At 63.7% G+C, this 22,886-nt stretch carries 19 protein-coding genes and 1 pseudogene; 11 read left to right on the forward strand and 9 right to left on the reverse strand.

Going from position 1 to position 22,886, the window contains the following annotated elements; all coding sequences use genetic code 11:
- Window positions 1–6 precede the first annotated feature (6 nt).
- From LGH83_RS07655 to LGH83_RS07670, 4 genes are read left to right on the forward strand one after another with little or no spacing between them, the layout of a single operon-like run.
- Complete coding sequence (locus tag LGH83_RS07655; RefSeq protein WP_227401275.1) at window positions 7–1,005, forward strand: ABC transporter permease; 999 nt, start codon at window positions 7–9, stop codon at window positions 1,003–1,005.
- On the forward strand, window positions 1,002–2,180 hold the full coding sequence (locus LGH83_RS07660; protein WP_227401276.1) for an ABC transporter permease: 1,179 nt from the start codon (window positions 1,002–1,004) through the stop codon (window positions 2,178–2,180). Before LGH83_RS07655 ends, LGH83_RS07660 begins: the two co-directional genes overlap by 4 nt.
- 47 nt (window positions 2,181–2,227) lie before the next feature.
- Complete coding sequence (locus tag LGH83_RS07665; protein WP_227401769.1) at window positions 2,228–3,346, forward strand: glycosyltransferase family 4 protein; 1,119 nt, start codon at window positions 2,228–2,230, stop codon at window positions 3,344–3,346.
- Window positions 3,343–4,122: a polysaccharide deacetylase family protein gene (locus tag LGH83_RS07670; protein ID WP_227401277.1), complete on the forward strand. Its 780-nt coding sequence runs from the start codon at window positions 3,343–3,345 to the stop codon at window positions 4,120–4,122. Before LGH83_RS07665 ends, LGH83_RS07670 begins: the two co-directional genes overlap by 4 nt.
- Window positions 4,123–4,129: 7 nt before the next feature.
- Here the strand turns inward: LGH83_RS07670 and LGH83_RS07675 are convergent, their stop codons facing one another.
- From LGH83_RS07675 to LGH83_RS07695, 5 genes are all read right to left on the reverse strand, one after another.
- Window positions 4,130–4,594, reverse strand: a complete 465-nt coding sequence (locus LGH83_RS07675) for a cyclic nucleotide-binding domain-containing protein (protein WP_131118935.1) — start codon at window positions 4,592–4,594, stop codon at window positions 4,130–4,132.
- Between the two features lie 39 nt (window positions 4,595–4,633).
- The gene (locus LGH83_RS07680; RefSeq protein WP_227401278.1) at window positions 4,634–7,339 is read right to left on the reverse strand and encodes an ABC transporter transmembrane domain-containing protein; all 2,706 of its coding nucleotides are present in this window, start codon (window positions 7,337–7,339) and stop codon (window positions 4,634–4,636) included.
- Window positions 7,340–7,462: 123 nt separating this feature from the next.
- Window positions 7,463–8,695, reverse strand: a complete 1,233-nt coding sequence (locus LGH83_RS07685; RefSeq protein ID WP_227401279.1) for a glycosyltransferase family protein — start codon at window positions 8,693–8,695, stop codon at window positions 7,463–7,465.
- The gene (locus LGH83_RS07690) at window positions 8,608–9,969 is read right to left on the reverse strand and encodes a glycosyltransferase family 4 protein (RefSeq protein ID WP_227401280.1); all 1,362 of its coding nucleotides are present in this window, start codon (window positions 9,967–9,969) and stop codon (window positions 8,608–8,610) included. The genes LGH83_RS07685 and LGH83_RS07690 overlap by 88 nt, the downstream gene beginning before the upstream one ends.
- Window positions 9,966–11,180: a glycosyltransferase family protein gene (locus LGH83_RS07695; protein WP_227401770.1), complete on the reverse strand. Its 1,215-nt coding sequence runs from the start codon at window positions 11,178–11,180 to the stop codon at window positions 9,966–9,968. Before LGH83_RS07695 ends, LGH83_RS07690 begins: the two co-directional genes overlap by 4 nt.
- 447 nt (window positions 11,181–11,627) lie before the next feature.
- Between LGH83_RS07695 and cax the strand changes: the two genes are divergently transcribed.
- The 4 genes and pseudogenes from cax to LGH83_RS07715 all read left to right on the forward strand — a co-directional run.
- On the forward strand, window positions 11,628–12,692 hold the full coding sequence (gene cax, locus LGH83_RS07700) for a calcium/proton exchanger (RefSeq protein ID WP_227401281.1): 1,065 nt from the start codon (window positions 11,628–11,630) through the stop codon (window positions 12,690–12,692).
- 51 nt (window positions 12,693–12,743) lie between these two features.
- A complete protein-coding gene (locus LGH83_RS07705) occupies window positions 12,744–14,354 on the forward strand; it encodes a cation:proton antiporter (protein WP_227401282.1) in 1,611 nt (536 codons plus the stop codon).
- Between the two features lie 10 nt (window positions 14,355–14,364).
- A complete protein-coding gene (locus tag LGH83_RS07710; RefSeq protein ID WP_227401283.1) occupies window positions 14,365–14,868 on the forward strand; it encodes a GNAT family N-acetyltransferase in 504 nt (167 codons plus the stop codon).
- Window positions 14,869–14,903: 35 nt separating this feature from the next.
- A pseudogene (locus LGH83_RS07715) lies at window positions 14,904–15,065 on the forward strand (Atu4866 domain-containing protein); the annotation flags it as partial.
- Window positions 15,066–15,076: 11 nt separating this feature from the next.
- On the opposite strand, the gene LGH83_RS07720 reads toward LGH83_RS07715, so the two are convergent.
- The 4 genes from LGH83_RS07720 to LGH83_RS07735 form a co-directional block, all read right to left on the reverse strand.
- A complete protein-coding gene (locus LGH83_RS07720; RefSeq protein WP_227401284.1) occupies window positions 15,077–16,717 on the reverse strand; it encodes a cisplatin damage response ATP-dependent DNA ligase in 1,641 nt (546 codons plus the stop codon).
- A complete protein-coding gene (locus LGH83_RS07725; protein WP_227401285.1) occupies window positions 16,714–17,748 on the reverse strand; it encodes a ligase-associated DNA damage response exonuclease in 1,035 nt (344 codons plus the stop codon). Before LGH83_RS07725 ends, LGH83_RS07720 begins: the two co-directional genes overlap by 4 nt.
- A 15-nt stretch (window positions 17,749–17,763) precedes the next feature.
- Entirely contained in the window at window positions 17,764–17,964 is a 201-nt protein-coding gene (locus tag LGH83_RS07730) for a hypothetical protein (protein ID WP_227401286.1), read from the reverse strand.
- Between the two features lie 89 nt (window positions 17,965–18,053).
- Complete coding sequence (locus LGH83_RS07735) at window positions 18,054–18,374, reverse strand: hypothetical protein (RefSeq protein ID WP_227401287.1); 321 nt, start codon at window positions 18,372–18,374, stop codon at window positions 18,054–18,056.
- Between the two features lie 276 nt (window positions 18,375–18,650).
- Between LGH83_RS07735 and LGH83_RS07740 the strand changes: the two genes are divergently transcribed.
- Genes LGH83_RS07740 through pdeM form a run of 3 tightly spaced genes read left to right on the forward strand, consistent with a single transcriptional unit; the run spans window position 18,651 to window position 22,881 of the window.
- Window positions 18,651–19,565: a methyltransferase domain-containing protein gene (locus LGH83_RS07740; RefSeq protein WP_227401288.1), complete on the forward strand. Its 915-nt coding sequence runs from the start codon at window positions 18,651–18,653 to the stop codon at window positions 19,563–19,565.
- Window positions 19,566–19,574: 9 nt separating this feature from the next.
- On the forward strand, window positions 19,575–22,184 hold the full coding sequence (locus tag LGH83_RS07745) for a ligase-associated DNA damage response DEXH box helicase (RefSeq protein ID WP_227401289.1): 2,610 nt from the start codon (window positions 19,575–19,577) through the stop codon (window positions 22,182–22,184).
- Window positions 22,174–22,881, forward strand: coding sequence for a ligase-associated DNA damage response endonuclease PdeM (gene pdeM, locus LGH83_RS07750; RefSeq protein ID WP_413771119.1), 708 nt, complete (start codon window positions 22,174–22,176; stop codon window positions 22,879–22,881). The genes LGH83_RS07745 and pdeM overlap by 11 nt, the downstream gene beginning before the upstream one ends.
- Window positions 22,882–22,886 lie beyond the last annotated feature (5 nt).

A 22,886-nucleotide genomic window follows, 5' to 3' on the forward strand; every position in this document is an offset into this window, starting at 1 on the left:
CGCGCGATGCTGACCTATCTGGTGCGACGCGTGCTGATCATGATTCCGACGCTTTTCGTCACGAGCGCGATCATCTTCGGCGTGATGGCGCTGTCGCCGAGCGACTATTTTTCGAATTATGCCGCCGAGATGCAGGCTCAGGGCGAGAAGGTCGATAATAGCCGAATCGACTTCATGAAGAAGGAATACGGCTTGGATAAGCCGCCGGTGGAGCGATACTTTCGCTGGGTCGGTGGGTTTTTCGTCGGCGATTTCGGCTACTCCTTCGAGTATCAGATGCCGGTTCGCAACGTCGTGGGCGACCGGCTTTATCTCACGATGCTTCTCTCATTCACGACGATTATCTTTACTTGGCTGGTCGCCTTCCCGATCGGCATCTACTCGGCCACCCACCAATATAGCTGGGGCGATTATGGCCTGACCACACTGGGACTGCTCGGACTGGCGATCCCGCATTTTCTGCTGGCCTTGCTGTTTCTCTACTTTGCCAATGTGTGGTTCGGCATTTCCATTGGCGGTTTAATGGATCCGAAATATTTTGATCAGTCGATGAGCTGGGCGAAACTCCAATCGATCTTGGCGCATCTCTGGATCCCGGTCATCATCATTGGCACGGCCGGCACAGGCAGCATGATCCGCACGATCCGCGCCAATCTACTCGAAGAATTGCAGAAGCAATATGTGACGACGGCACGGGCCAAGGGCCTGCACCCGATGCGCGCCTTAATGAAATATCCGTTCCGCATGGCCATGAACTTCTTCATTTCAGATATCGGCAGCATTCTGCCGTCGATCGTCTCGGGGGCGGAACTCGTCGCGATCGTTCTGTCGCTGCAGACCACCGGCCCGCTCCTGGTTCATGCCTTGCAAAGTCAGGACATCTACCTGGCCGGATCATTCCTGATGTTTTTGGCGACCCTGACAATCGTCGGCGTGTTGATCTCCGACATCGCGCTGGCCTTCCTCGACCCGCGCATCCGCCTGATCGGAGGAACAACGAAATGACAGGCGTGGCTCCTTTGCAGGGCGCGCCTCTGGCGCATTTCGTCTCGAAGGCTCCATTCGATCCGCTGTCGGTCACGCGACTGTCCCCGGCGCAGGAGCGTATCTATCTGGCGTCGCAATGGCGGCTGATGTGGTGGAAGTTCAAACGCCACCGCATGGCCGTGGTCTCGGGCATCTTCCTGCTCGTGCTCTACGCGACGGTTCCGTTTTCGGAGTTTTTCGCGCCCTATGCCGGGGGCACGCGAGACACGGATTTCATTCGCTCACCGCCGCAGAGGATTCACTTCTTCGACAAAGGATCGTTTGTCGGCCCGTTCGTCTATGGCTCGACCTTTCATCTCGACATGAAGAACCTGCGCCGACAATATCCTCTCGAAACCTCCAAGGTCGATAAGATCCGCTTCTTCTGCCACGGCGATCCTTACCTCTTTTGGGGCTTGATCCCGGGTGACACGCACCTGTTCTGCCCGGCCGAAGGTGGTAACGTCTTCTTGTTCGGGACCGACCGGCTTGGGCGCGATGTGCTGTCGCGCATTCTCTACGGCGCGCGCGTGTCGTTGACCGTGGGCCTCATCGGCATTTCGATCAGCTTCTGCCTCGGGCTTATCATCGGCGGCCTCGCGGGTTATTATGGTGGCTGGTTCGATCTCATCAGCCAACGCCTGATCGAGATCGTACATTCGATTCCGCACATCCCGATCTGGCTCGCACTGGCCGCCATCATGCCCGTGACGTGGAGCCCGCTCCTGGTCTATTTCGGCATCACGGTGATCCTCGGGATGATGGATTGGACCGGGCTGGCCCGAGCAGTGCGGGCCAAACTCCTGGCCTTGCGCGAGGAAGATTACGTGATGGCGGCGCAGCTGATGGGCGCGCGTACCCCGCGCGTCATCGCGCGGCATCTGTTGCCGGGCTTCATCAGCCATCTCATTGCCTCGGCCACCATTACGATCCCGTCGATGATCCTCGGCGAAACCGCATTGAGCTTTCTCGGCCTCGGCCTACGGCCACCCATCATCTCGTGGGGCGTCATGCTGAATGAAGCGCAGAATATGAACGTGGTCGTGCTCTATCCCTGGCTGATGCTGCCGGTCGTGCCCGTCATCTTGGTGATCCTCGCGTTCAACTTCCTCGGCGATGGCCTGCGCGACGCGGCGGATCCTTATAATGCGTGATCGACGCACGCATCGCGCGGTTCCGCGCCGAGGGCGCTGAGCCCGCAATGCAGATTGGTTTTTATGCGCCCCTCAAGGCGCCGAATCATCCTGTGCCGTCGGGCGACCGACAGATGGCGCGCCTCTTGATCGAGGCGCTTCGCCTCGGGGGCCATGCCGTTTCGCTGATCTCGACGTTCCGCTGTTTCAGCGCGACGCCGGACGACGCTGAACGAGCCCGAATCGCCGAGGGCGCGCGAGACGAGGTGGCGTCCATCGCGGCGCAATGGAGCGACAGACCGGCCCTGACGCCGGATCTGATCTTTGCCTACCACCTGTATTATAAAGCACCGGACTTGATCGGTGCGGCCTTGGCGCGGCGCTTCGCCCTACCTTATGTGACGGCCGAAGCGTCCCATGCGGCCAAGCGCGAGGGCGGCCCATGGCAGGCCGGACATGCGCTGGTCGAGGCGGCGATCCGCGAGGCTGCCGTCAACTTCTGCTTCACGGCCAACGATCGCCTCGGCCTCGCCGAGATCGTGCATGAGTCGGACCGCCTGATCGATCTCCCGCCTTTCATCGAGACGAGCCGCTACACGCGATCGCCTCGTCCGGAGACGCGTCACGGCACGCAGCTCGTGACGGTCGCGATGATGCGGCCGGGAGACAAGCTTCACAGCTACAGATTTTTGGCCGCGGCCTTGATGCGCCTTCAGCATCTCGACTGGCGCTTGACGATCATCGGCGACGGTCCGGCGCGGTCGAAGGTCGAAACGGCTTTCGCGCCTCTTCCGCCCGACCGTCTGGTTTGGCGTGGCGCATTGGCGGGAGACGCCGTGGCCGACGCGCTCATGACAGCCGATCTGTTCGTCTGGCCGGGCTTCAACGAAGCCTTTGGCTTGAGTTACCTCGAGGCTCAGGCCTGTGGACGTCCCGTCATCGCGGTGCGCGGCGAGGGGACACCGAGCGTGGTGCGCGACGGAACGACAGGGCTGCTCACCGCGAACGATCTGTCGGACTATGCGGCGGCGATCGCGCGCCTGCTGACCGACCCCGCGCTTCGCGCGGCGTTCGGCGAAGCCGCCTCTGCGTTCGTGCACGGCGAGCGGACCCTCGCGGGCGCAGCCGCCAGGCTGCAGAGCGGCCTCGACCGCGCGCGTCAGCCGATGAACGGAGCCGCACTATGATGATCTCGGCACAGTCGGACGATCCCTGGGTCGCGGTACGCGAGGCCTTGGATCGAACGGCCGATGACGGAGGCACGACACGGTTTTGGCTGCGCGACGACGACGCGATCGCTGTGACGCCCGCTCTCAATCGCCTCGGTGAGCTCAGCGGCAGCCATTCCATGCCGGTCCTGCTCGCCGTCATTCCGGCCGGCGCGACGGCGCCGCTCGCGGCTTGGGTCGCCGAGCGAACGTGGGTGACGCCTTGCCAGCACGGCTGGGCGCACACGAATCATGCCCGTCCGGGCGAGCGCGCCTGCGAACTCGGGGGCGATCGGCCGGATGAGGTGGTGCTGGCTGAATTGGCGGAGGGGCGGCGCGCTCTGCATGATCTGTTCGGGTCGGGATCGGCCGATACGCTGGTGCCGCCCTGGAATCGCATCAGGCCGAGCGTATTGCCGGCGCTTCCGCAGGCAGGCTATCGCACGCTCTCGACGTTCGATCGGCCGACGCCCGGCGGGGTCGATGGCCTCAAGCTTCTGAATTGCGATCTCGATCTCATCGATTGGCGCAACGGACGCCGCGGACGCAGCATCCGCGACCTCTGCGGGCGGCTCGTTCGCGCCATCGATGCAGCGCGCCTGCATCGCGGACCGATCGGGCTTTTAGCCCATCACCTCGCTCATGACGAAGCGGCGTGGGACTTTCTCGAGCAATTTTTCGACGAGGTTCGGCCAAGCCCAGCCGTTTCTTTTATGGCCGTCGCGGCCGCCGACTCAACGATCCGTGCCGATTGAGCCCACGTCAATGCAGGTTTTCGCGCTCGTGTTGAACCTGGGCAAGTGCCCGGTTTGTTCGTTCGAGCCGCGTCGCTAAGACTCGCATCATCGCGATCCCCATATCGGGGAAACTCCTCAATAACCCCATCAACTGAGACTTGCCGATCACCAGCGTCTCGCAGCGGCATGCGGCCGTCACGGTCGCGGTTCGCGGCATATCGCAGAGAATCGCCATATCGCCGATGAAGTCGTTTCGGCCAACGGTCGCGACCGTCACCTCGCTATCGCCGGCACGGACCGAGACATCCGCCTGGCCCTTGATGATCACGTAAGCGGTTTCTCCGCTCTCACCCTCGCGGCATAGGGTTTGGCCCGTATCGAAGGCCATGCGTTGGGACGCGAATGCCAAAAGTTTAAGTTTCGACAATTCGACCGACGCAAAGATAGGGACTTCGCGGAGGACTTCGATGTCTTCCTTCAACAAACTCACGACACGTCCTTTCTCCGAACGCTGGAAGATGGCACGTCTTCAGGCAGACGCCCGAACTCGGGGATAATCAGCAACATTCACGACGGTGGCCGGCGTTTTCTTTTGATCTGTCGCAACTCTACCGTGCTCCATCCGGATCAAGCGAGGGAATTGTTCACCAAGAGCGGGGTTTTCAAGGTTCCACAAGATACCGAACCCAGGACCATCCTCGCCACGCGCCAGGGCAAGCACCCGCTTGAGGATCGCGGCCTGCGCCCGGCCATCGAGTTGTCCCAACGGCCGATGCGCCAAGAGCAGGTCTGGTCGCCGCAAAATTGCGCGGGCCAGGGCCAGCTTCTGACGCTGCACGGCCGTGAGGCGCTTGCCGCCACTCCCGATGTTAAACGCGAGCCCTGCCTCGAACACCACGGGGCGCAGATCGAGATCATCGACGATCTGCTGCACGATCCCGGAAATCCGCGCTTCGGCTTCGGCGACCCCGAAGGCGACGCGGCCCATGAGCAGATTATCCTTCACGGTGGCGGCGAGGTTGTAATGCGCCGGATCGTAGAAGGCGATGTCCTGCTGGTCATCACCAAGCATGTCGTGAAAGATATGTCGCGTCTCGAGCAAACGGTCGATCCGATCGCGATCGAGCAAGCCAAGCCGATCGCGTTCTTCGATGTAGCCGAACGCGAGATCGAGAAAGATCGCCTGGTCGGCGGCCGAGGCTTGCTGGAACTTCTTGTTGCCGATCCGCTTGATGGCAGCCTGATAATCCGGAAATTGCTCGGGCGCCATCAAGCTCAGTTGCTCAAACAGCGGGTTGTCGGGCTGCAGGCCCTCGAATACCTCCATGATCGTATTGGCAATCTCGCGACCCATCTCGAAGAGATCGACATCGAGCCTTTGGGATGCCAGAACGCGGCGCAGGACCGGATTGCTGCCAAGCCTCCGCGCGCTGAAGTCCTCGTTGATCGGCGTTCCGAAAATCAAATTCTCGCCGATCGACGATTGCATGTTGTAGCGCCAGGGATCGAAGGCCTCCACCAATTGGGTGAGGCCCGCCGCCTCGAGCCGCTCGCGGAAGATGGCACGCGCATCGACGAACCGCGTGCGGATCTCCTCGGAATCGGTCGCGAGTTGACGATTCAACCCGAAGCTGACGATGTCGTTTTCGAGATCGACGACCTGAACGACCCGCCGAAGACGCTCGACGATATCGGCCGGCCCGGTCGCGCCAGCCGCTTCGTAGTCGGTCCAGTCGGCCAGAAAGTCGAGGCTGTTGCCCCGCCCCTTGATGATCTTGTGGCGCGAGGTGTCGCTGTCGGGCAGCGCATTGGTGTGTCGCAACCCATAAAGGAGCGCATCGGCGATATCCGATTGCGGAAAGAAGGTTTCGGTGCCGACGAACGAGATGCGTCGCCCGGTGATGGCCAAGGGCCATTCCTTAAGATCGCGCCCCGCCAACATGACGCGACCACTCATCAAGGAGACGAGACGTGAGGCGACCGCCACCATGGTTTCGCCGCCGCCGGTCGAACTCCCCTCGATCGCGACCTGCTCGTTCAGGTCCATGGAAAAGCTGCACGCATCGAGAAGGCGCGTTCCGGTGCTATCCAGCACCGCTACGTTGCTGAACGCCAATTCGCCCTCGAGATGGGAGATCGGTCCCTCGAAATCCGGCGGCGCCAACAGCTCGATCGAGTCGTCGACCGAGAATTGCTCCATCACCTGCGTATATTTGACCTCGACGTCGAGACGCTGCTGGTCCCAATCGATCAGGTCCTTCACGGGGGACGGGAGATCCTTGTAGGCCGAGATGACCGCGACGAGCTGGCCGATGTTGAGATGGCCCGAAATCGCGAGGAACCCACCCACCATATAGAACAGGAACGGCGTCACCTGAGCCAAGAGGTTGTTCAGGAATTTGACGAAGAATTTCCATTGGTAGAGCGCGAAGCGGATCGCGAAGATTGCGGTGAGCCGGTTGGCAAGCTCGGCGCGCTGATAGTTCGATGTGTCGTTGGTATGGATGCTTTCGATATCGTCGATGATCTCGCCGATGCGGCCGGCCAGGGCGCGCGACGTCAATTGCCGCTGCCGGCCAAGAATCAACTGCTTGCGCCTCAGGCGCGGGATGACGACGCCCTGCACCAGCAGAAGCGAAACCGCGATCAGCCCCAGCGAAAAATTCTGCAGGAGAATAAACACGATCGACGTGATGATCTGGCCGCCGAGGAACACCGGCTGTACGTAGCTGTCGCCGATGAAGCCGCCGAGTGGTTCGACCTCGTCCTTGATCATGGTGGCGATCTCGGCCGGCTTCACGCGGCGGAATTCGCTGGGCGGAAAACGCAAGACCCGGTCGATCAACTCGTAGCGCAACTGCTGAAGCATGCGCTCGCCGAGGCGACCCTTGTAGGTGTTGATGTAGAATTTGAACAAGCCGTTGATGATGACAAGCAGCAAGAACAAGCCGCTGAGCACGATGAGCGACCACAGACGATTGAGGTCGAATCCGTGCATCACCTCATAGGAGCCGCCCTCGACGAGCCCGAATGGCACCGGTACCTTGACTTGAAAGAAGTGCTGCGTGGCGTTCGCGGTCTCAAAACCTTTCGCCTGGATCGGCCCATTCACGATATATTTCGGCAGGTCCAACATGAGAAAGTTGAACGGCATCGACGCAAGGATGATGAACAGAATCCAGATCTGTTCCTTGCGGGTCTGAGTCCAAATATATCTGAAGAGGCTTGCGTTCATGCGCGACAACTTGATTTCGTGCGCGTCATGGAAGCGGCGCGTAACCTGTTAACGGCGTCTAGCCGGTGATGAAGATACGTCATCATGGGCCAGTCGGGCCGATCGATCCTACAACAAAGCGCGTCAGGGTGCGACCGGATCGGTTTGGCGCCATCTCTGCTCGAGCAGACGCGCCGTTTCGGCAGCCCCATTGAAGTCGAAAGTGGTTTCGCGCGGAGGCAGATCAAGGGCCCGATCGATTCCGGCCGCGAGCCGAGCCGGATCGAGGGTCGCCTCATCGACGACCACAGCCCACCCACGTCGCTCGAGCAAAGTGGCGCGGCGCTCTTGCTCGGTTTCACCCGTCATCGCGTGCGGGACCAAAACGGCCCGGCAGGTCGGGGCGGACAGGAGATCCGCCACCGTATTGTAGCCGGCCTGCGAGATCGACAGGGTCGCGGCGCGGAGACGAGCCGGTAAATCAGCCTCGAAGGTTCGGAGCGTCACACCGGACGGATCGACGAGACGATCGGAGGCCGGAAGGTTGGGGCCGGTCAGCACCAACCAAGAGAGGCTGGCGGCGCGCGACAAAGGTTTGGCCGCGAGGGCCGCATGCAGCAAGGACGCGCCGACAGCGCCACCGCCGACCGACACGATGACGTCGAAGGGCTCGGTCATCGGCATCTCGGCAGGCGCGGGACCCACGAGGCCGCTATACACGATGGTGTCGGCGATCTCGCCCGCGAGCGGGAAACTATCGCCGAGTGTTCCCAGCGTCGGGTCACCATGCACGATGACGAGATCGACATAGCGCTGCACCAGCGCGACGGTTTCGGCATCCCGGCTCGGCTTGCGATTCTCTTGCAGGATGTCGCGCAGCGACACCGCGATCAGCGGCGGGTGGGCGCAAGCCTGCAGGGCCTCAAGCAACGGCAGCAACTCGAAACGCATCTGACGTCGCCCGAACGGAAAGGCCTCAATCAGCACGATATCGGGCTTGATCGTCTCGGCATGGCGCAGGAGTTGGTCACGGCGCGCGTCCCGCGCCTCTGGCCCGAACACCTTGCCATCGGGGGTCACAAGATCGGCGAACCCGCCTGGCCCGGCCTTGACGGGCGGCAGACAGACGATGGCGGCATCGCCGAAATCAAGACGCGGTGGAAGGGTGCCGCCAACCACGACAGTCACGTCGAACGGACCGGCCGCCATGGCTTTGGCGAGGCGCGAGCCGCGCACCAAATGCCCGATTCCCAACAGATGTTGGACGTAGAAGAGGAGGCGCGGACGGTTCAGGGACGTGATGCCGTGCGCGACACGGTGGAGGCGGTTTCGATCATCGGTGGAACCCTTGTCTCGTCGATCATAGCGTCTGACCATGGCCGCATGCCGGCCTCCGGAGCAAGCCCCGTCGCATCCGTGTCGGCCGCCGATCCATCGAACAGCGCGGCCAGCGCCGACAGGCTGGTCCGGGCATCGAAATCAGCGGCAACGCGCCGGCCGCCGGCGTCGCCGAGACGTCGGCGGATCGAAGGATCACGGATGAGGCGATGGATCGCGTCCGCAAGAGCCTCGGGCTGGTCGGGTGGAACCAGCAGGCCATTGCGATCATGCTCGATCAATTCGGCGACGCCGCCGACATCGGTGGAGATGCAGACGAGCGACTGGCTCTGCGCTTCGACCAGCACGTTCGGCAGCCCGTCGCGATCGCCATCCTGCGCAACTCGGCACGGCAGGATGAAGAGATCCGAGGCGCGATAGCGCTCGAGCACGACCGTCTGGTCCTGCGCGCCCAGGAAGGTAAGGCGCGCGCTCAACCCAAGCCGCTCGGCCTGTTGCTTGAGGGCGGGAAGAAGCGGCCCGCCGCCGATATGCGTCCACGCCCAAGCGCAATCGGGAGGCAGCAGCGCCAACGCATCGAGGAGCGTGTCAAAGCCCTTCTTCTCGACCGCGCGCCCGACACTGAGAAGCCGCACCGGCTGCGCTTGATCTAGGCCATCCCGTTGACCTCGGAACGGCGCAAGAGGTCTGAAGCGATCGAGCTTCAGCCCGTGATAGACGAGATGAACCGCCTTGCCGACCGGGCTGAGGGATTGCAGCCGGTGCAGCCCGGCGCGCGTGCAGGTCACGGTCCAGATCGCGCGGCGCAACTTGCCCGCGATCTCCCAATCCGGCGAGGTCCAGATGTCCTTGGCATGCGCCGAGCACGTCCAGGGACGACCGAGGATGAGGCTGGCATAATCGACCACGCTGGCTGGCGTATGGATGAAATGCGCGTGGAGGCGTGTGACATCCGGCGGCAGGTCGGCGGCCAGCACCATCGCCTGCCCCATGCGGCGAAAGCGGTTGCGGCTGATGTCGCGCGGAAGATCGGCGCGGAACTGCCGCCAGGCCTTCGCCAAGCCCGGCCGTTGTCTCAGGCTCCACCACGCTTTCAGAACCCGCAGCGGCTCCTGGTGGAGATATTCGGGCAGATAGCTGACCGGCGCCTTGATGGCGCGGTGAACGGGATGCAGCTTGGTATCGGTGGGGTGGCGCAGCGCCACGATCCTCAGATCGAAGCCGGCTTGCTCCAGCCCGAGGATCTCCTCGGCAATGAATGTCTCAGAGAGGCGCGGATACCCCTTGAGCACGAAGGCGATCGGTTCCCTCAAGCCTCGCCCGCCCGCCGATCTCGTTCGACGAGATTGGGCTCGAGCAGGCTTGCCGCAAGATCCTCGCGCGCGGAGATATAATCGTGAACGAGATCGCCGATGCGCAGCAGCCCGTCGAGCGGGCGCCCATAAGCGGTTTCGGACGGTTTTGCCCGCACCGCAAGCTGGCGAAGCGCCTCGGCCATGACGGCCGGGTCGTCCGCCTCATCGGGCATGAGCATGTCGACGAGCCCCAGCCCCTGAGCACGGCGGGCGCGAATCAATTGCTCCTCCCGCGGCGTGACGCGAGGGATGATAAGGGCGCGTTTGTCGAGCGAAAGGATCTCGCAAAACGTGTTGTATCCCCCCATCGAGACCACCCCAGCGGCGGCCTGAATCAAAGCCTCCATCCGATTGTCGAAATCGATGAGGTGGAGGTTTGGGAAAGCCGCCGCCCGCCGATAGACCTCGTCGCGTTCCTCCGCCTTCATGAAGGGGCCGAGAACCATCACGACCGGCCCGCTCAGGCCGGGCGTGTGTTCATGCGCGGCGATCACCTGATGCATGATGCGGGCGCCGTCGCCCCCACCTCCCGCCGTCACCAGCAAAAAATCGTCAGGCAGGCTCGGCCCGTGAAACGCCGTTACGGCCGGCACCTCGCGCCGCAGATACCCGGTCCAGCAGAGCCGGTCATGCAACGAAGCCGGCGGATCGAGGCCGGTCAGCGGATCGTAAAAGTCCTTCGGGCCGTAGACCCAGACGGCGTCGTAAAACGCGTCGAGCTTGCGGAGCACGTCATTGCGGGCCCATTCGGCCTTGAGATGCGCGGGCGAATCCATGACCTCGCGCAAACCGAGCACCAGCATGGTGCCGCGCGCCTTCAGATAGGCGAGCGTGCCTTCGAGTTCTCCGCGCAGGCCGAGCGGTTCCTTATCGACGATGAAAAGATCCGGCTGGAACGATTCGGCCGTGCTCTGGATGATTGAGCGGCGCAACGCCAGCGTCTCATGCACATCCGTATGCTGGCCCAACGGCGTATATTCGCCGTTGATGAGCTTGATGATGCTCGGAATTTTGAGAAAGTCGACGCGGGTGCGAAACTCGAACGCGCCGACGATCGGCGAGCCGGAGACGATCAGGACATTAAGGCCCTTGAAACGCTCGACCAGCGCATGCGCGATGGCGCGACAGCGGCGCAAATGGCCGAGCCCGAAGGTGTCGTGGCTGTACATCAGCACGCGCGCGTGGCGAAACCGTCCGGTCGCGGGGCCGTCCTCATCCGCCTCGTCGCGGATCGTTCCAGAATGAAACGGCAGAACGCCCGACCGATCAGAGTCCGACAAGATCATCGACCGCGACAAGGATGAACCCAGGATTTGACGGTTGGTCGCTCTCGTGGCGCGGCCCATCCGTCGAACCATGCATCGCTCTGCTGTCCGCCATCCCCGCGCCAACCCCCGCCGACCGGAACCTGGCGTCCCGAATGCGACAGCTTAGAGCGGCGGTCCAGCCGTTACAATAAGCCGATCACAACCCCTCATCGCCTGTGGCCGCGATGCCGCTGTGGGGACGCGAAACGATCTCCGCTGTCGCGAGCGAGCCCGACGCCGTATAGGCGGGAGCGTCGCCGTCGCGGCTCGCCCCAGATCGCCTGCCACCGATCCCGATCAGGACCTCCGATGACCTTCATACCGCTCGCTCTCGTGCCGCTTTCGCTCCTTTTACACTACGTCGTCGGCGTGCCCTCGTTCGTGGATTTCGCGCTGGGCGCAGTCGCCATCGCGGTCCTGGCGGATTGGACGCGCCGCGCCACAGAGCAACTCGCCGAACGTGCAGGACCGACGATCGGCGGCCTGCTCAACGTCAGCTTCGGCAGTATCGCCGAGGTGATCCTCGCTTTGTTCGTGCTGATCGACGGCCAGGCCGAGGTGGTGCGGGCGCAATTGACCGGGTCGATCATGGGCACCAGCCTGCTCGGCCTCGGTATCGCGATTCTGGTCGGAGGCGTCGGGCGCGAGAAACAGGTGTTCAACCGCGAACGGGCGGGCCAACTCTCCACGATGCTCATGCTGGTCGTGATCGCATTGCTGATGCCGGCGATCTTTGATCTCACCGGGCGCACCGTCACGCATACGGGCAATCTCGGCCTTTCGGACGAATTGCTGAGCCTTGCGGTCTCGGTCGTTCTGCTGACGCTCTACGGTGGCAATCTCGTCTACACGTTGGTGACCCATCGCGATATCTTCGCCAGCGCGGACGAGCGCGGCACGGCAGACTGGTCGTTGCCGCTGTCGCTCGGCGTGCTGGTCGGCGCCACAATCTTCGTGGCGATCGAGGCCGAAATCGTGTCAGGGGCGCTCGAGACGACCGCATCGGGGCTGCATCTGTCGCCGATGTTTCTCGGCGTCGTCGTCTTGGCCCTTGTCGGCACCGGGGGCGATCTCATCGCGGCGGTGTTTTTCGCCCGGCAAGACAAGATGGGCCTCGTGCTCAACATCTCGATCGGCTCCGCCATCCAGATCGCGCTTGTGGTGGCGCCGCTGCTCGTGTTGATCTCGTGGGCGCTCGGCCACCCGATGACGCTGGTCTTCTCCAATCCGCTGCAACTCTTCGCCATCGCCAGCACGGCCTTCATCGTGCGGGCCATTGCGGCCGATGGGGAAACGACCTGGTTCGAAGGCCTGCTGCTGGTGGGTGTCTATTCCTTGTTCGCCCTCGGGTTTTTCTTCGTCGACCGCGGCTAACCGAAGACGATGATCAACCGGCTGATCCACGACCTGCTATAACGGAGCCCGATGGAACTCTTCGAACTGGTGATCGGGCTGCTGATCGGGGCAGCTTTGCTGACGACCCTCTCGACGCGGGTGGGCGCGCCGTACCCCGTGGTGCTTGCGGTCGCCGGGGCCGCTCTCGCTTTGCTGCCGACCGAGAAGATCTCGGCGCGGCTCGATCCGGACCTCGCTTTGGCGTTGTTCGTCGCGCCGGTTCTGCTGAACGCAGCCTTCGACACGTCGCCCCGCGATCTCAAGGCCAATTGGGCGCCTGTGTTCAGCCTTGTGATGTTCTGCGTCGTCGTCACGGTCGCGGCCGTTGCGGTGGTGGCCCGCTGGTTGGTGCCCGACATGCCGTGGGCGGTCGCCATCGCGCTTGGGGCGATCGTGGCGCCGCCGGACGCCACCGCCGCCACCTCGATCCTGCGCCTCATCGCGCCGCCCCATCGCATGATGGTGATCCTCGAGGGCGAAAGCCTGCTCAACGACGCAAGTGCGCTGCTGATTTACCGTTTTGCGGTGGGGGCGGCGTTGGGCGCGTCGGTAACGCCGTTCCAGGCCATTCCGGCGCTTCTGTTTTCAGCGGGCGGCGGCGTCCTGCTCGGCATCGCCCTTGGCTGGTTGTTTCCGTTCCTGACGCGACGCGTCGAGGACATCCCGGTTCATGTTTCGCTGCAATTTGCCGGCACCTTCGCGGTGTGGATCGTGGCCGAGACGATCGGGGTCTCGCCCATCCTCACCGTCGTGGCTTACGCGATCATGCTCTCCCAGGTCACGGCCCGCGACCAGACGGCGGGAAATCGACGCGCCTCCTTCGCCGTCTGGGATGTCGCGATCTATGTGTTGAACGCGCTCGCGTTCATTCTCGTGGGCTTACAGCTTCACCCCATTCTTCGCGACGTGAGCGGCAAGGTCGGGCTCTATGCCGGCTTTTCGGCCGCCGTCCTCGCGACCGTGATTCTGGCGCGAATCGGCTGGGTCATGATCTACAATCGCGGCCTGACGCTCCGTCGCCACCTTGCGGCTCGCGGCGAAGGCGACGTCGTTGAAGCGCCGTCGCTGAAAGCCAGCATCGCGGTTTCCTGGTGCGGGATGCGCGGCGTCGTCACGCTGGCGACGGCGCTCGCGCTTCCTTACGGCGATGGTGCTCAGGGTGGCTTTCCCTATCGCGATCTTCTCATCACGGCGGCTTTCGCGGTGGTGCTCGGCACCCTGGTGATCCAGGGCCTGACGCTCGGGCCGATGCTGCGCTGGTTCGATTTGGCGGATGATGGCGAAAGCGATCGCGAGGAGAAAATCGCGCGGCGCGAGACGGCCCGGTCCGCTTTCGCATTGCTCAAGACCAAGAGCGAAAGCGAGGCTGACTTGCTCCGGCGCGAATATGCGGTGCGGATGCAGGAGCAGACCACCGATCACAGGGTCGATGCGGAGGTGATCGGCGGGCTGCGGATGGAGGCGATCGCGGCCGAACGCGGCGCGCTCGATCGTCTGCGCCGCAATCGCACCATCGGGGATGATACCTATCGCACCATCGAGGAAGAACTCGATTGGGCGGAGGGGCATGCGGTTGCGCGCAAGGACGCGCTTGCCGAGTTGGGTCCGCTGGACAAAGGTGCCCCCGACGACAAAGTCTGAGGAGACATCAGTGCCCATCCTGGTTCGCGACGCCACCGACCATGACCTCCCCGCGATCCTGGCGATCCATAACGACGCGATTCTGAACGGCACCGCGATCTGGTCGACGCAACCGGTCGATCTCGATAATAGACGCGCTGTGATCGAGGACCGCCGGGCCAAATCCTACCCGTTCCTGATCGCCGACCGGGACGGCGAGGTCGCGGGCTATGCCTCCTTCAGTGACTTTCGCCCGCATGACGGCTTTTTCAAAACCGTCGAACATTCGATCTATATCCATCAGGATCACCAGCGCGTTGGCGTCGGCTCGCGGCTCATGCCGCCGTTGATCGCGGCGGCACGCGCCGGCGGCAAACACGTCATGGTGGGCGGCATCGATGCCACCAACGCGGCCTCACTGGCCTTCCACGCCCGCTACGGCTTCGTCGAGACCGGGCGTATGCCGGCGGTGGGATTCAAATTCGGCCGCTATCTCGATCTTGTCTGGATGCAAAAGATATTGGATGACGCCTGAGGCAGTCGCCGCTTTGTCCGCCGAAATCGACGCGTCAGGGCACGCATGAGCGCGCCTATGAGGGCCGCTTTGTCGTGAAAGGTCAGCATATCGATTATTGAGACGACTCGGGATTTACCGCCGACGGCACCTTCATCGACGGCGTTCTGCACCATGCCGGCATGGTGCTGAGGCGGGTCGATCCGCAAGGGCGTTAGCGGGCTCGGGACTATTCCTTCAGCAGTCGCTCGAGGTTCGCCAGCGTGTCGGCCTCGGCGGTCGGCTTATCCCAGCGAATGCGATTGACGCGCGGAAATCGCATCGCCACGCCGGATTTGTGACGGGACGATCGGTTGAGGCCCTCGAAAGCGATCTCCAGCACCAAACCGCCGGCCATCCCATGCGCCACCTCGCGTACGGGGCCGAACCGGCCGGTCGTGTTGGTCCGCACATAGCGGTCGAGCTTGGTGAGTTCCTGGTCGGTGAAGCCCGAATAAGCCTTCCCGACCGGCACCAGTTCAGGCCCGGCTGCGCCGTCGCGCCACACCCCAAACGTGTAATCCGAATAGAAGGACGAGCGCTTGCCATGCCCGCGCTGGGCATACATCAGCACCGCATCGACGTTGAACGGTTCGCGCTTCCACTTGTACCAGAGCCCCTTCGGCCGACCCGGCACATAGGGACTGTCGAGACGCTTCAGCATCAGCCCCTCGATCGCATCGGCGGCCTCGCCCGCGCCGGCGCTTGCCGGATCGAGACGGATCGCGGCGAGATGGGCCCAATCGCTGAACCTCACGAGCGGCGATAGATCGATCACGGTCAGCCCGGCCCGCTGCACGAACGCGTCGAGCCGTTCGCGTCTCTCCGCAAAGGCGAGTGGCCGCAAATCCTCGCCATTGTCGAACAGCAGATCGTAAACCCGCAGATGGATCGGATAATCGGCCATCAGCTTCGGCGTCACGGCTTTGCGGTTCAGCCGCTGCTGCAAGGTGCCGAAGGATTCCACATGGCCCTCGCGAACGACCAGCAATTCGCCATCGAGCGCTACGCTGCCGAGACCGCCCGCCAGCAGGGCATCCGCCAAATCTGGGAATGCGCCTGAAATATCCTCGCCCGTGCGGGAGAACAGCCGCACGACGGATCGCCCACCCGTCTCGACGCCGGTCACGGCCTGGACGCGGATCCCGTCCCATTTCCATTCGGCCGAAAAGGCGGCGGGATCGAGCTGCGCGACGTCGCGTTCTTCCAACGCATGGGCGAGCATCGGTGTGCGGAACGGAGCGGGGTCGGTCGCATCGGGTCGCGGACCCTGCCCACTCACCCAGGCGAAGAGTGCCTCATAGGGAGGCGCCATGCCGTGCCAGACTTCCTCGATCTCGTCCGGCTCGAACCCACCCAGCATCGCGACGGCGGTCTTGGCGAGGCGCGCCGACACGCCGATCCGCAGCGACCCTGTGATCAGCTTCAGCAATGCCCAGCGGCCGATCTCGTCGAGACTATCGAGCCAGGCCGCGAGTTGTTTCGGAAGAGCGACGCGGCCCGTCGTGGCCAGCACCCGCACGACGTCGGAGAGCAATGGCGCTGACGCGGTTGGCCCCGTCTGCGGCCACATCAGCGCGACCGTCTCGGAGAGATCACCGACGTAATCATAGGAGAGGCCGAACAGGGTCGGGTCGGTCCGCTCGGCCGCCAGCGTGCGGATCAGCGCCGGTTTAGCGTTGGTGAAACTGAGGCTGCTGGTCAGCGCCGCCAGCGCGAAGCCACGCTCGGGATCGGGCGTCACGCGAAAATAGGCTTCCATCAGGCGCAGCTTGCCGTTGCGGGACGGCTCGAACGACAGTCGGTCCAGAAGGCGGGAAAAGTCCTTCATGCGGCGGCGGGCGGGTCAATCGGCTCGTCGTCAGCCTCGTCGCCATAGCCGATCATATGCAGCGGCTGGGCGTCGAGACCTCTCGCGGTCGCCCAATAGACGAGCGCATCGGCCTCCCCATGCGTAACCCAGAGCTCGCTGCATCCCGTCTCGATCACGGTGGCGCAGAGCTCGTCCCAATCGGCATGGTCCGAGATGATCAGCGGCAGTTCCACGCCGCTCTGGCGCGCCCGAGCGCGAACCCGCATCCATCCGGAGGCCGCGACCGTCATCGGATCGGGAAATTTCTGCGCCCAAACATCTTTGATGGCACCGGGCGGGCACAGCACGATCTGCCCTGCCAAAGTCTTTCGCTCGGCCGGCACGACGCGCCTCACGTCGCCGAGGTCGATGCCTAAGGATCGATACAGATCGGTCAAACGCTCCAAGGCACCGTGAATGTGGATCGGTCGATCGTCCCCGGCTTGGCGCAACAGCGCCATCACACGCTGCGCCTTGCCGAGCGCATAGGCGCCGACAATATGGGTCCGCTCCGGAAAAAGGGATTGCGAGGCCAGCAACCGGACGACCTCGCCGGCCGCATTCGGATGACGGAAGACCGGCAGCCCGAAGGTCGCTTCGGTGATGAAAGCATGGCAGCGGAGCGGCTCGAACGGCAGGCAGGTCGGATCGGATGCCCGTTTATAGTCGCCCGAGACAACCACTCGAAAGCCGGCCTGAGTGATCGAAATTTGTGCCGAGCCCAACACATGGCCAGCCGGATGAAACGACACCTCGACGCCGCCGACCGTCTGGATCACCCCGAGTTCCGCGCTCTGTCGCGTTCCCGTGAAATCCTCGCCATAGCGGGTTGCCATGATGGCGAGCGTTTCGGGGGTCGCCATCACGGCGCCATGGCCGGCACGGGCGTGATCGCTATGACCGTGGGTGATCAGGGCGCGTTCGACTGGGCGCACCGGATCGACAAAAAAATCGCCGGCCGGACAGTAAAGTCCAGCCGGCGTTAGCGTGAGAACGTCACTCGCGCTCATTTGAAAGAGTAAATCTCAGTCGTTGCAGACAAGCGTCTTTTTCGGATGCGTGACCCCGTCCGGACGCGACACACGCCGCGTCACGAACACGCAATCCTCATCGTCCGGTCCATAAGCTTTCACGACCTTGATCGAATGACCGATCGTCAGAGGCCGAAAGGAAATCTGACCGAGCACGGGAGCGGCCGCCAAGGGAGCGCCGACGAAACATACCATGAGCAAAAGCCCAAGGCGCTTCATCGATTGTGATGTGCCAGGTCGTTCCATCGGTCCAACTCCCCTCGCTCGATGCTAAATCTGACCTTTTAGTCGCAGACGCGCACGCGACGACGACCAATGACTTCGCCATACTCGTCATAGACGGGCTGACGGGTGAAGTAGCAGCCGCCGCCATAAACCGGCTGGGGCGGCGGGGGAGCGTAGCCGTAAGCCGGCGCGCCATAACCATAACCGTTGTTGGCTGCGGCCGAACCTGCGATCGCGCCAACCGCCAAGCCGCCGATCACACCAGCCGCAATGGCGCCACCGTCACGAGCGGATGCCGGTGCGGTGCTCACGCCAACTGCGCCGACCATGGTCAAAGCAGCGAGGCTGCCCGCGAAAATCTTCTTTTGGAACGAAGTCATAGCTCTCTCCTCTGCCTGTCCCTGCGTCTAACAACGACTGCACGACGCTTTTGTTGCAAAGCTCTCGCCTGGTCGGACTTGCGGGACTGCAAGACGCACAACCTGCGACGCTTCGCGGAACGGTCAGCGACGCTTCTAACCGATTGAAGATGAACGTAGGATATCGGCACAAATAAATTCCGTTCTGCCGCTTCATCGCGGACTGTCCCTTCGATTGGGGTTAACACCAGCTTACGACGCAAGCGGATGCGTCCTCTCCGAGACGGTCGATCAAGCGTGAAACCTTCCTCCCAATCCTCTGGCGATCTTCTGGCCGATCGCCGCTTCGCTTATGCCGAAACTCTTCTGGCCGAAGGCGACGCGGAAGCCGCCGCCGATCTGCTCGAGCAAACGCTCGAACGCGTCCCGGCTTGGGTTCCGGCCTGGATGATGCTGGCCCATGCCGAGGAGCGGCGAGGCCGCCGCGAGGCCGCCACGGAGGCATTTCGCCAAGCCGCAACTCTCGATCCGTCCGGCATCTTCGGCGCGACGCTCCATCTCGCGCGACTGCATGGAGGAACGATCGAGGCCGATCTCTCGGATGCCTATGTGACGGCTCTCTTCGACGATTATGCGCCCCGGTTCGAGCGCCACCTGATCGACACGCTGGGCTACGACGGGCCAGCCCTGATCCTCGCGGCTCTCGACGAAACAGCCGCGACCCGCCGGTTTTCCGCCGCACTCGATCTTGGCTGTGGGAGCGGGCTGATGGGCAAGACGATCCGGACTCGCGTCGATTTCGTTGACGGCCTCGATCTCTCGCCCGCCATGGTGGCGCTTGCGACCGCGACCGGAGCTTACCGGCAGGTGGTGGCTGAAAGCGTGGAGGCCGGCCTGCGGCGGCGGGCTGCGGCAAGCTACGATCTCGTTTTGGCCGCGGATGTCTTTGTCTATGTCGGCGCGCTCGACCGCGTCGTCGCGGACGTCGCCCGCGTTTTGACCAGTGGCGGCCTGCTGGCCTTCAGCATCGAGGAAAGCCAAGGCGACGCAATCCGGTTGAACGACAGCCTGCGCTACGCCCATTCCCGTGTCTATGTGGCCGAGGTGATGGCCGGCGCCGGCCTAGCGCTCGACACGATGCATGCGGCGGCGATCCGCCGAGAGCATGGTGTCGGATCGCCGGGGCTCGTCGTCGTGGCGCATAAAGACTAATTAGAGAGGGTGCTCGATCGACCTGCCCCCGTTACGCGCCTTCCACAACGCTTCCTTGCTTGGTTCGAGGCGCGCCAATGGTCGCCGCGCCCCCATCAGTTGCGGTTGCTCGCGGAAGCGGAAGCCGGGCGCAGCGCACTGCTGATCGCCCCGACCGGCGCCGGCAAGACGCTGGCGGGATTTCTCCCAAGCCTCGTCGATCTCGCGTCAGCGCCGCAGGATCGGCCCGCGAGCTTGCATACGCTCTACATCTCGCCGTTGAAGGCGCTATCGGTCGATGTCGCGCGCAATGTTGAAATTCCGGTCGCCGAAATGGGCCTTGGGATTCGCGTCGAAACGCGGACGGGGGACACGTCCGCCAGCAAGCGCCAGCGGCAGCGTCGCGACCCACCCGACATCCTGCTGACGACCCCCGAACAGATTGCGCTGCTGCTCGCCACTGCAGACGCAGGCCCCTTGTTCAAGCCACTCCGCCGCATCGTGCTGGACGAAGTGCATGCGTTGGTGACCTCGAAACGCGGCGATCTGCTCTCGTTGGGGCTGGCGCGGCTGCGGGCGCTCGCCCCAACCGTTCAGGTCATCGGCCTGTCGGCGACGGTGCGCGAGCCTGACGAGCTGCGACGGTATATTTCAGGCCGAGACGCGGAGGCTACCGCCCTCGTGATCGCCCCCGAAGGCGCCAAGGCCGAGATCGACATGCTCGATACGCGGGAGCGGCTGCCTTGGGCTGGGCATGGGGCACGCCATGCCATTCCCGAAATCTATACGGCGATCCGCGCCGCCAAGATGGCCCTGCTGTTCGTCAACACACGCTTTCAGGCCGAGCAATTGTTCTTCGACCTGTGGCAGGTCAACACCGATAATCTGCCGATCGCGCTCCACCACGGTTCGCTGGATGTTGGCCAGCGCCGACGTGTCGAAGAGGCGATGTCGGCCGGCCGCATCAAGGCCGTGGTCTGCACCTCGACGCTCGATCTCGGCATCGACTGGGGAGATGTCGACCTCGTGGTCAATATCGGCGCGCCCAAGGGATCGAGCCGCCTGACGCAGCGGATCGGCCGGGCCAACCATCGGCTCGACGAGCCCTCCCGCGCGCTGCTGATCCCGGCCAACCGGTTCGAAGTTCTGGAATGCCGGGCCGCGATCGAGGCCGCGGCGGCTGGCGTGCAGGATACGCCAGTGCCGCGCATCGGCGCACTCGATGTCCTCTCCCAGCATCTTCTCGGCATGGCTTGCAGCGAGCCGTTCGAGGCCGACGCGCTCTATGCCGAAGTGCGCGCGGCAGCGCCCTATGCTAGACTATCGCGTCAGGATTTCGACGACTGTCTGTCCTTCGTGGCAACCGGCGGCTACGCGCTCAAGGCCTACGAACGTTTCGCCAAAATCCGCCAGACAACGGACGGCCGATGGCGCGTCAGCAACGGGCGCATCGCGCAGACCTATCGCATGAACGTCGGCACGATCGTCGAAGCCACCATGTTGAAGGTGCGGCTGGTGCGCGGCAACCGAAAGCCGTCGATCGACGCCGGGGCTTCGACGACCGGCCCGGTCGGACGAGGCGGACGTGTGCTCGGCGAGATCGAGGATGGGTTTCTCGAGACCCTGGTGGCAGGCGACACATTTCTGTTTGCCGGCGAAATCCTCGCGCTGCACTCGATTGTCGAGAACGAGGCGCTGGTGACGCGCTCTGCCAGCGATACACCGAAGATCCCCTCCTATGCCGGCGGCAAATTCCCGCTCTCGACCTATTTGGCCAAGGGCGTGCGGGAGTTGCTGTCGAACCCCGACCATTGGGCCGCCCTGCCCCCACAGGTGGCCGATTGGCTGCGGTTGCAGCAGGTGAAATCGACCCTTCCGCCTGCGAGCTCGCTGCTGGTCGAGACGTTTCGGCGCGGCGGCCGCTATTATCTGATCGCCTATCCGTTCGAGGGGCGGCTTGCGCATCAGACGCTTGGCATGCTGCTGACCCGCCGCATGGAGCGCGCGCGACTGCAACCACTCGGCTTCGTGGCCAATGATTATGCCATCGCGGTCTGGTGCAACGTCGATCTCGGGGCACGAATCGGACATGGCCTGGTATCGCTGGACGACCTCTTCGCGCAGGACATGCTGGGCGACGATCTCGAGGGCTGGCTCCAGGAATCGGCGCTGATGAAGCGGACATTCCGGCAATGCGCCATCATCGCCGGGCTGATCGAGCGGCGTTTTCCTGGCCGCGAAAAGACCGGGCGCCAGATGACGGTCTCGACCGATCTCGTCTACGATGTGCTGCGGCGCTATGAGCCAGATCACGTGCTGCTGCGCGCTGCGCGCGACGATGCGGCAACCGGACTCCTCGACCTCGCCCGGCTCGGTCAATTATTGTCGCGCATCGAGGGGCGAATCATCCATAAGAACCTCGCGCGGATCTCGCCTTTGGCGGTACCGATCATGCTCGAGATCGGGCGGGAGCCAGTCTACGGCGAAGCGCAGGATGCCATTCTGGCCGAGGCGGCCGAGTTTTTGGTGGAGGAAGCCTCTGGTGCGGACGACGGCGATGCCCTTCCGGGCCACAGACCCGGACCCGATCGTCCGATCCCCGGCGCCTCTGCCCGCCCTCGCGGGTGGCGTGGCTACTAACAGGAGCCGCTCGATCCACACGCATATCGACGTTGCCGGCATGCATCTGCTGGCGGATGCGGCGGGAGCCCTCCTGGCCGAAGACGATCGCGTGTTGCTGGTCGCGGATCTGCATTTCGAGAAGAGTTCATCCCTCGCGCGGCGCGGCATGCTGCTGCCGCCCTATGATACGGCGGCCACCTTGCACCGGCTCGGCATGTTGATCGAGCGCTATGCGCCCCGTCGCGTGGTGGCGCTCGGCGACAGCTTCCATGATCGCCGCGCGACGGAGCGGCTATCGATCGCCGACCGAGAGACGCTTGCGGCGCTCCAGGCGGGGCGGGATTGGCTCTGGATCGCCGGCAACCACGACCCCGATCCGCCAGCCGGTCTCTGGGGAGAGATCGCCACGGAATGGCAGTTCGGCCCACTGCTGCTGCGCCATGAGCCGCAAGCCGGGCAGGCAACCGGCGAGATCGCGGGCCATCTTCACCCCGCCGCCATCGTGGCCGGACGCGGCGGAACGGTCCGGCGGCGGTGCTTCGTGTCGGACGGGAGCCGTTGCGTCATGCCGGCCTTCGGCGCCTATGCGGGCGGCCTGAACCTCCACGACGAAGCCTTCACGGCCCTCTTCGCGCGCGGCCCGCGCATTGCACACGCGCTCGGCCGCGACCGCGTCTATCCGGTGCCGGAGCATCGCTGCCTGCCGGAAGGCTGACGCGC

Origin of the sequence: Lichenihabitans sp. PAMC28606 (assembly GCF_020616535.1) — a bacterium.
Lineage (GTDB): Bacteria > Pseudomonadota > Alphaproteobacteria > Rhizobiales > Beijerinckiaceae > Lichenihabitans > Lichenihabitans psoromatis.

Bases quoted from the DNA above. Each gene is read 5' to 3' on its own strand.
- LGH83_RS07655 (WP_227401275.1), top strand. From the start codon at position 7: ATGCTGACCTATCTGGTGCGACGCGTGCTGATCATGATTCCGACGCTT.
- LGH83_RS07660 (WP_227401276.1), top strand. From the start codon at position 1,002: ATGACAGGCGTGGCTCCTTTGCAGGGCGCGCCTCTGGCGCATTTCGTC.
- LGH83_RS07665 (WP_227401769.1), top strand. From the start codon at position 2,228: ATGCAGATTGGTTTTTATGCGCCCCTCAAGGCGCCGAATCATCCTGTG.
- LGH83_RS07670 (WP_227401277.1), top strand. From the start codon at position 3,343: ATGATGATCTCGGCACAGTCGGACGATCCCTGGGTCGCGGTACGCGAG.
- LGH83_RS07680 (WP_227401278.1), bottom strand. From the start codon at position 7,339: ATGAACGCAAGCCTCTTCAGATATATTTGGACTCAGACCCGCAAGGAA.
- LGH83_RS07685 (WP_227401279.1), bottom strand. From the start codon at position 8,695: ATGGTCAGACGCTATGATCGACGAGACAAGGGTTCCACCGATGATCGA.
- LGH83_RS07695 (WP_227401770.1), bottom strand. From the start codon at position 11,180: ATGTACAGCCACGACACCTTCGGGCTCGGCCATTTGCGCCGCTGTCGC.
- cax (WP_227401281.1), top strand. From the start codon at position 11,628: ATGACCTTCATACCGCTCGCTCTCGTGCCGCTTTCGCTCCTTTTACAC.
- LGH83_RS07705 (WP_227401282.1), top strand. From the start codon at position 12,744: ATGGAACTCTTCGAACTGGTGATCGGGCTGCTGATCGGGGCAGCTTTG.
- LGH83_RS07720 (WP_227401284.1), bottom strand. From the start codon at position 16,717: ATGAAGGACTTTTCCCGCCTTCTGGACCGACTGTCGTTCGAGCCGTCC.
- LGH83_RS07725 (WP_227401285.1), bottom strand. From the start codon at position 17,748: ATGAGCGCGAGTGACGTTCTCACGCTAACGCCGGCTGGACTTTACTGT.
- LGH83_RS07730 (WP_227401286.1), bottom strand. From the start codon at position 17,964: ATGGTATGTTTCGTCGGCGCTCCCTTGGCGGCCGCTCCCGTGCTCGGT.
- LGH83_RS07735 (WP_227401287.1), bottom strand. From the start codon at position 18,374: ATGACTTCGTTCCAAAAGAAGATTTTCGCGGGCAGCCTCGCTGCTTTG.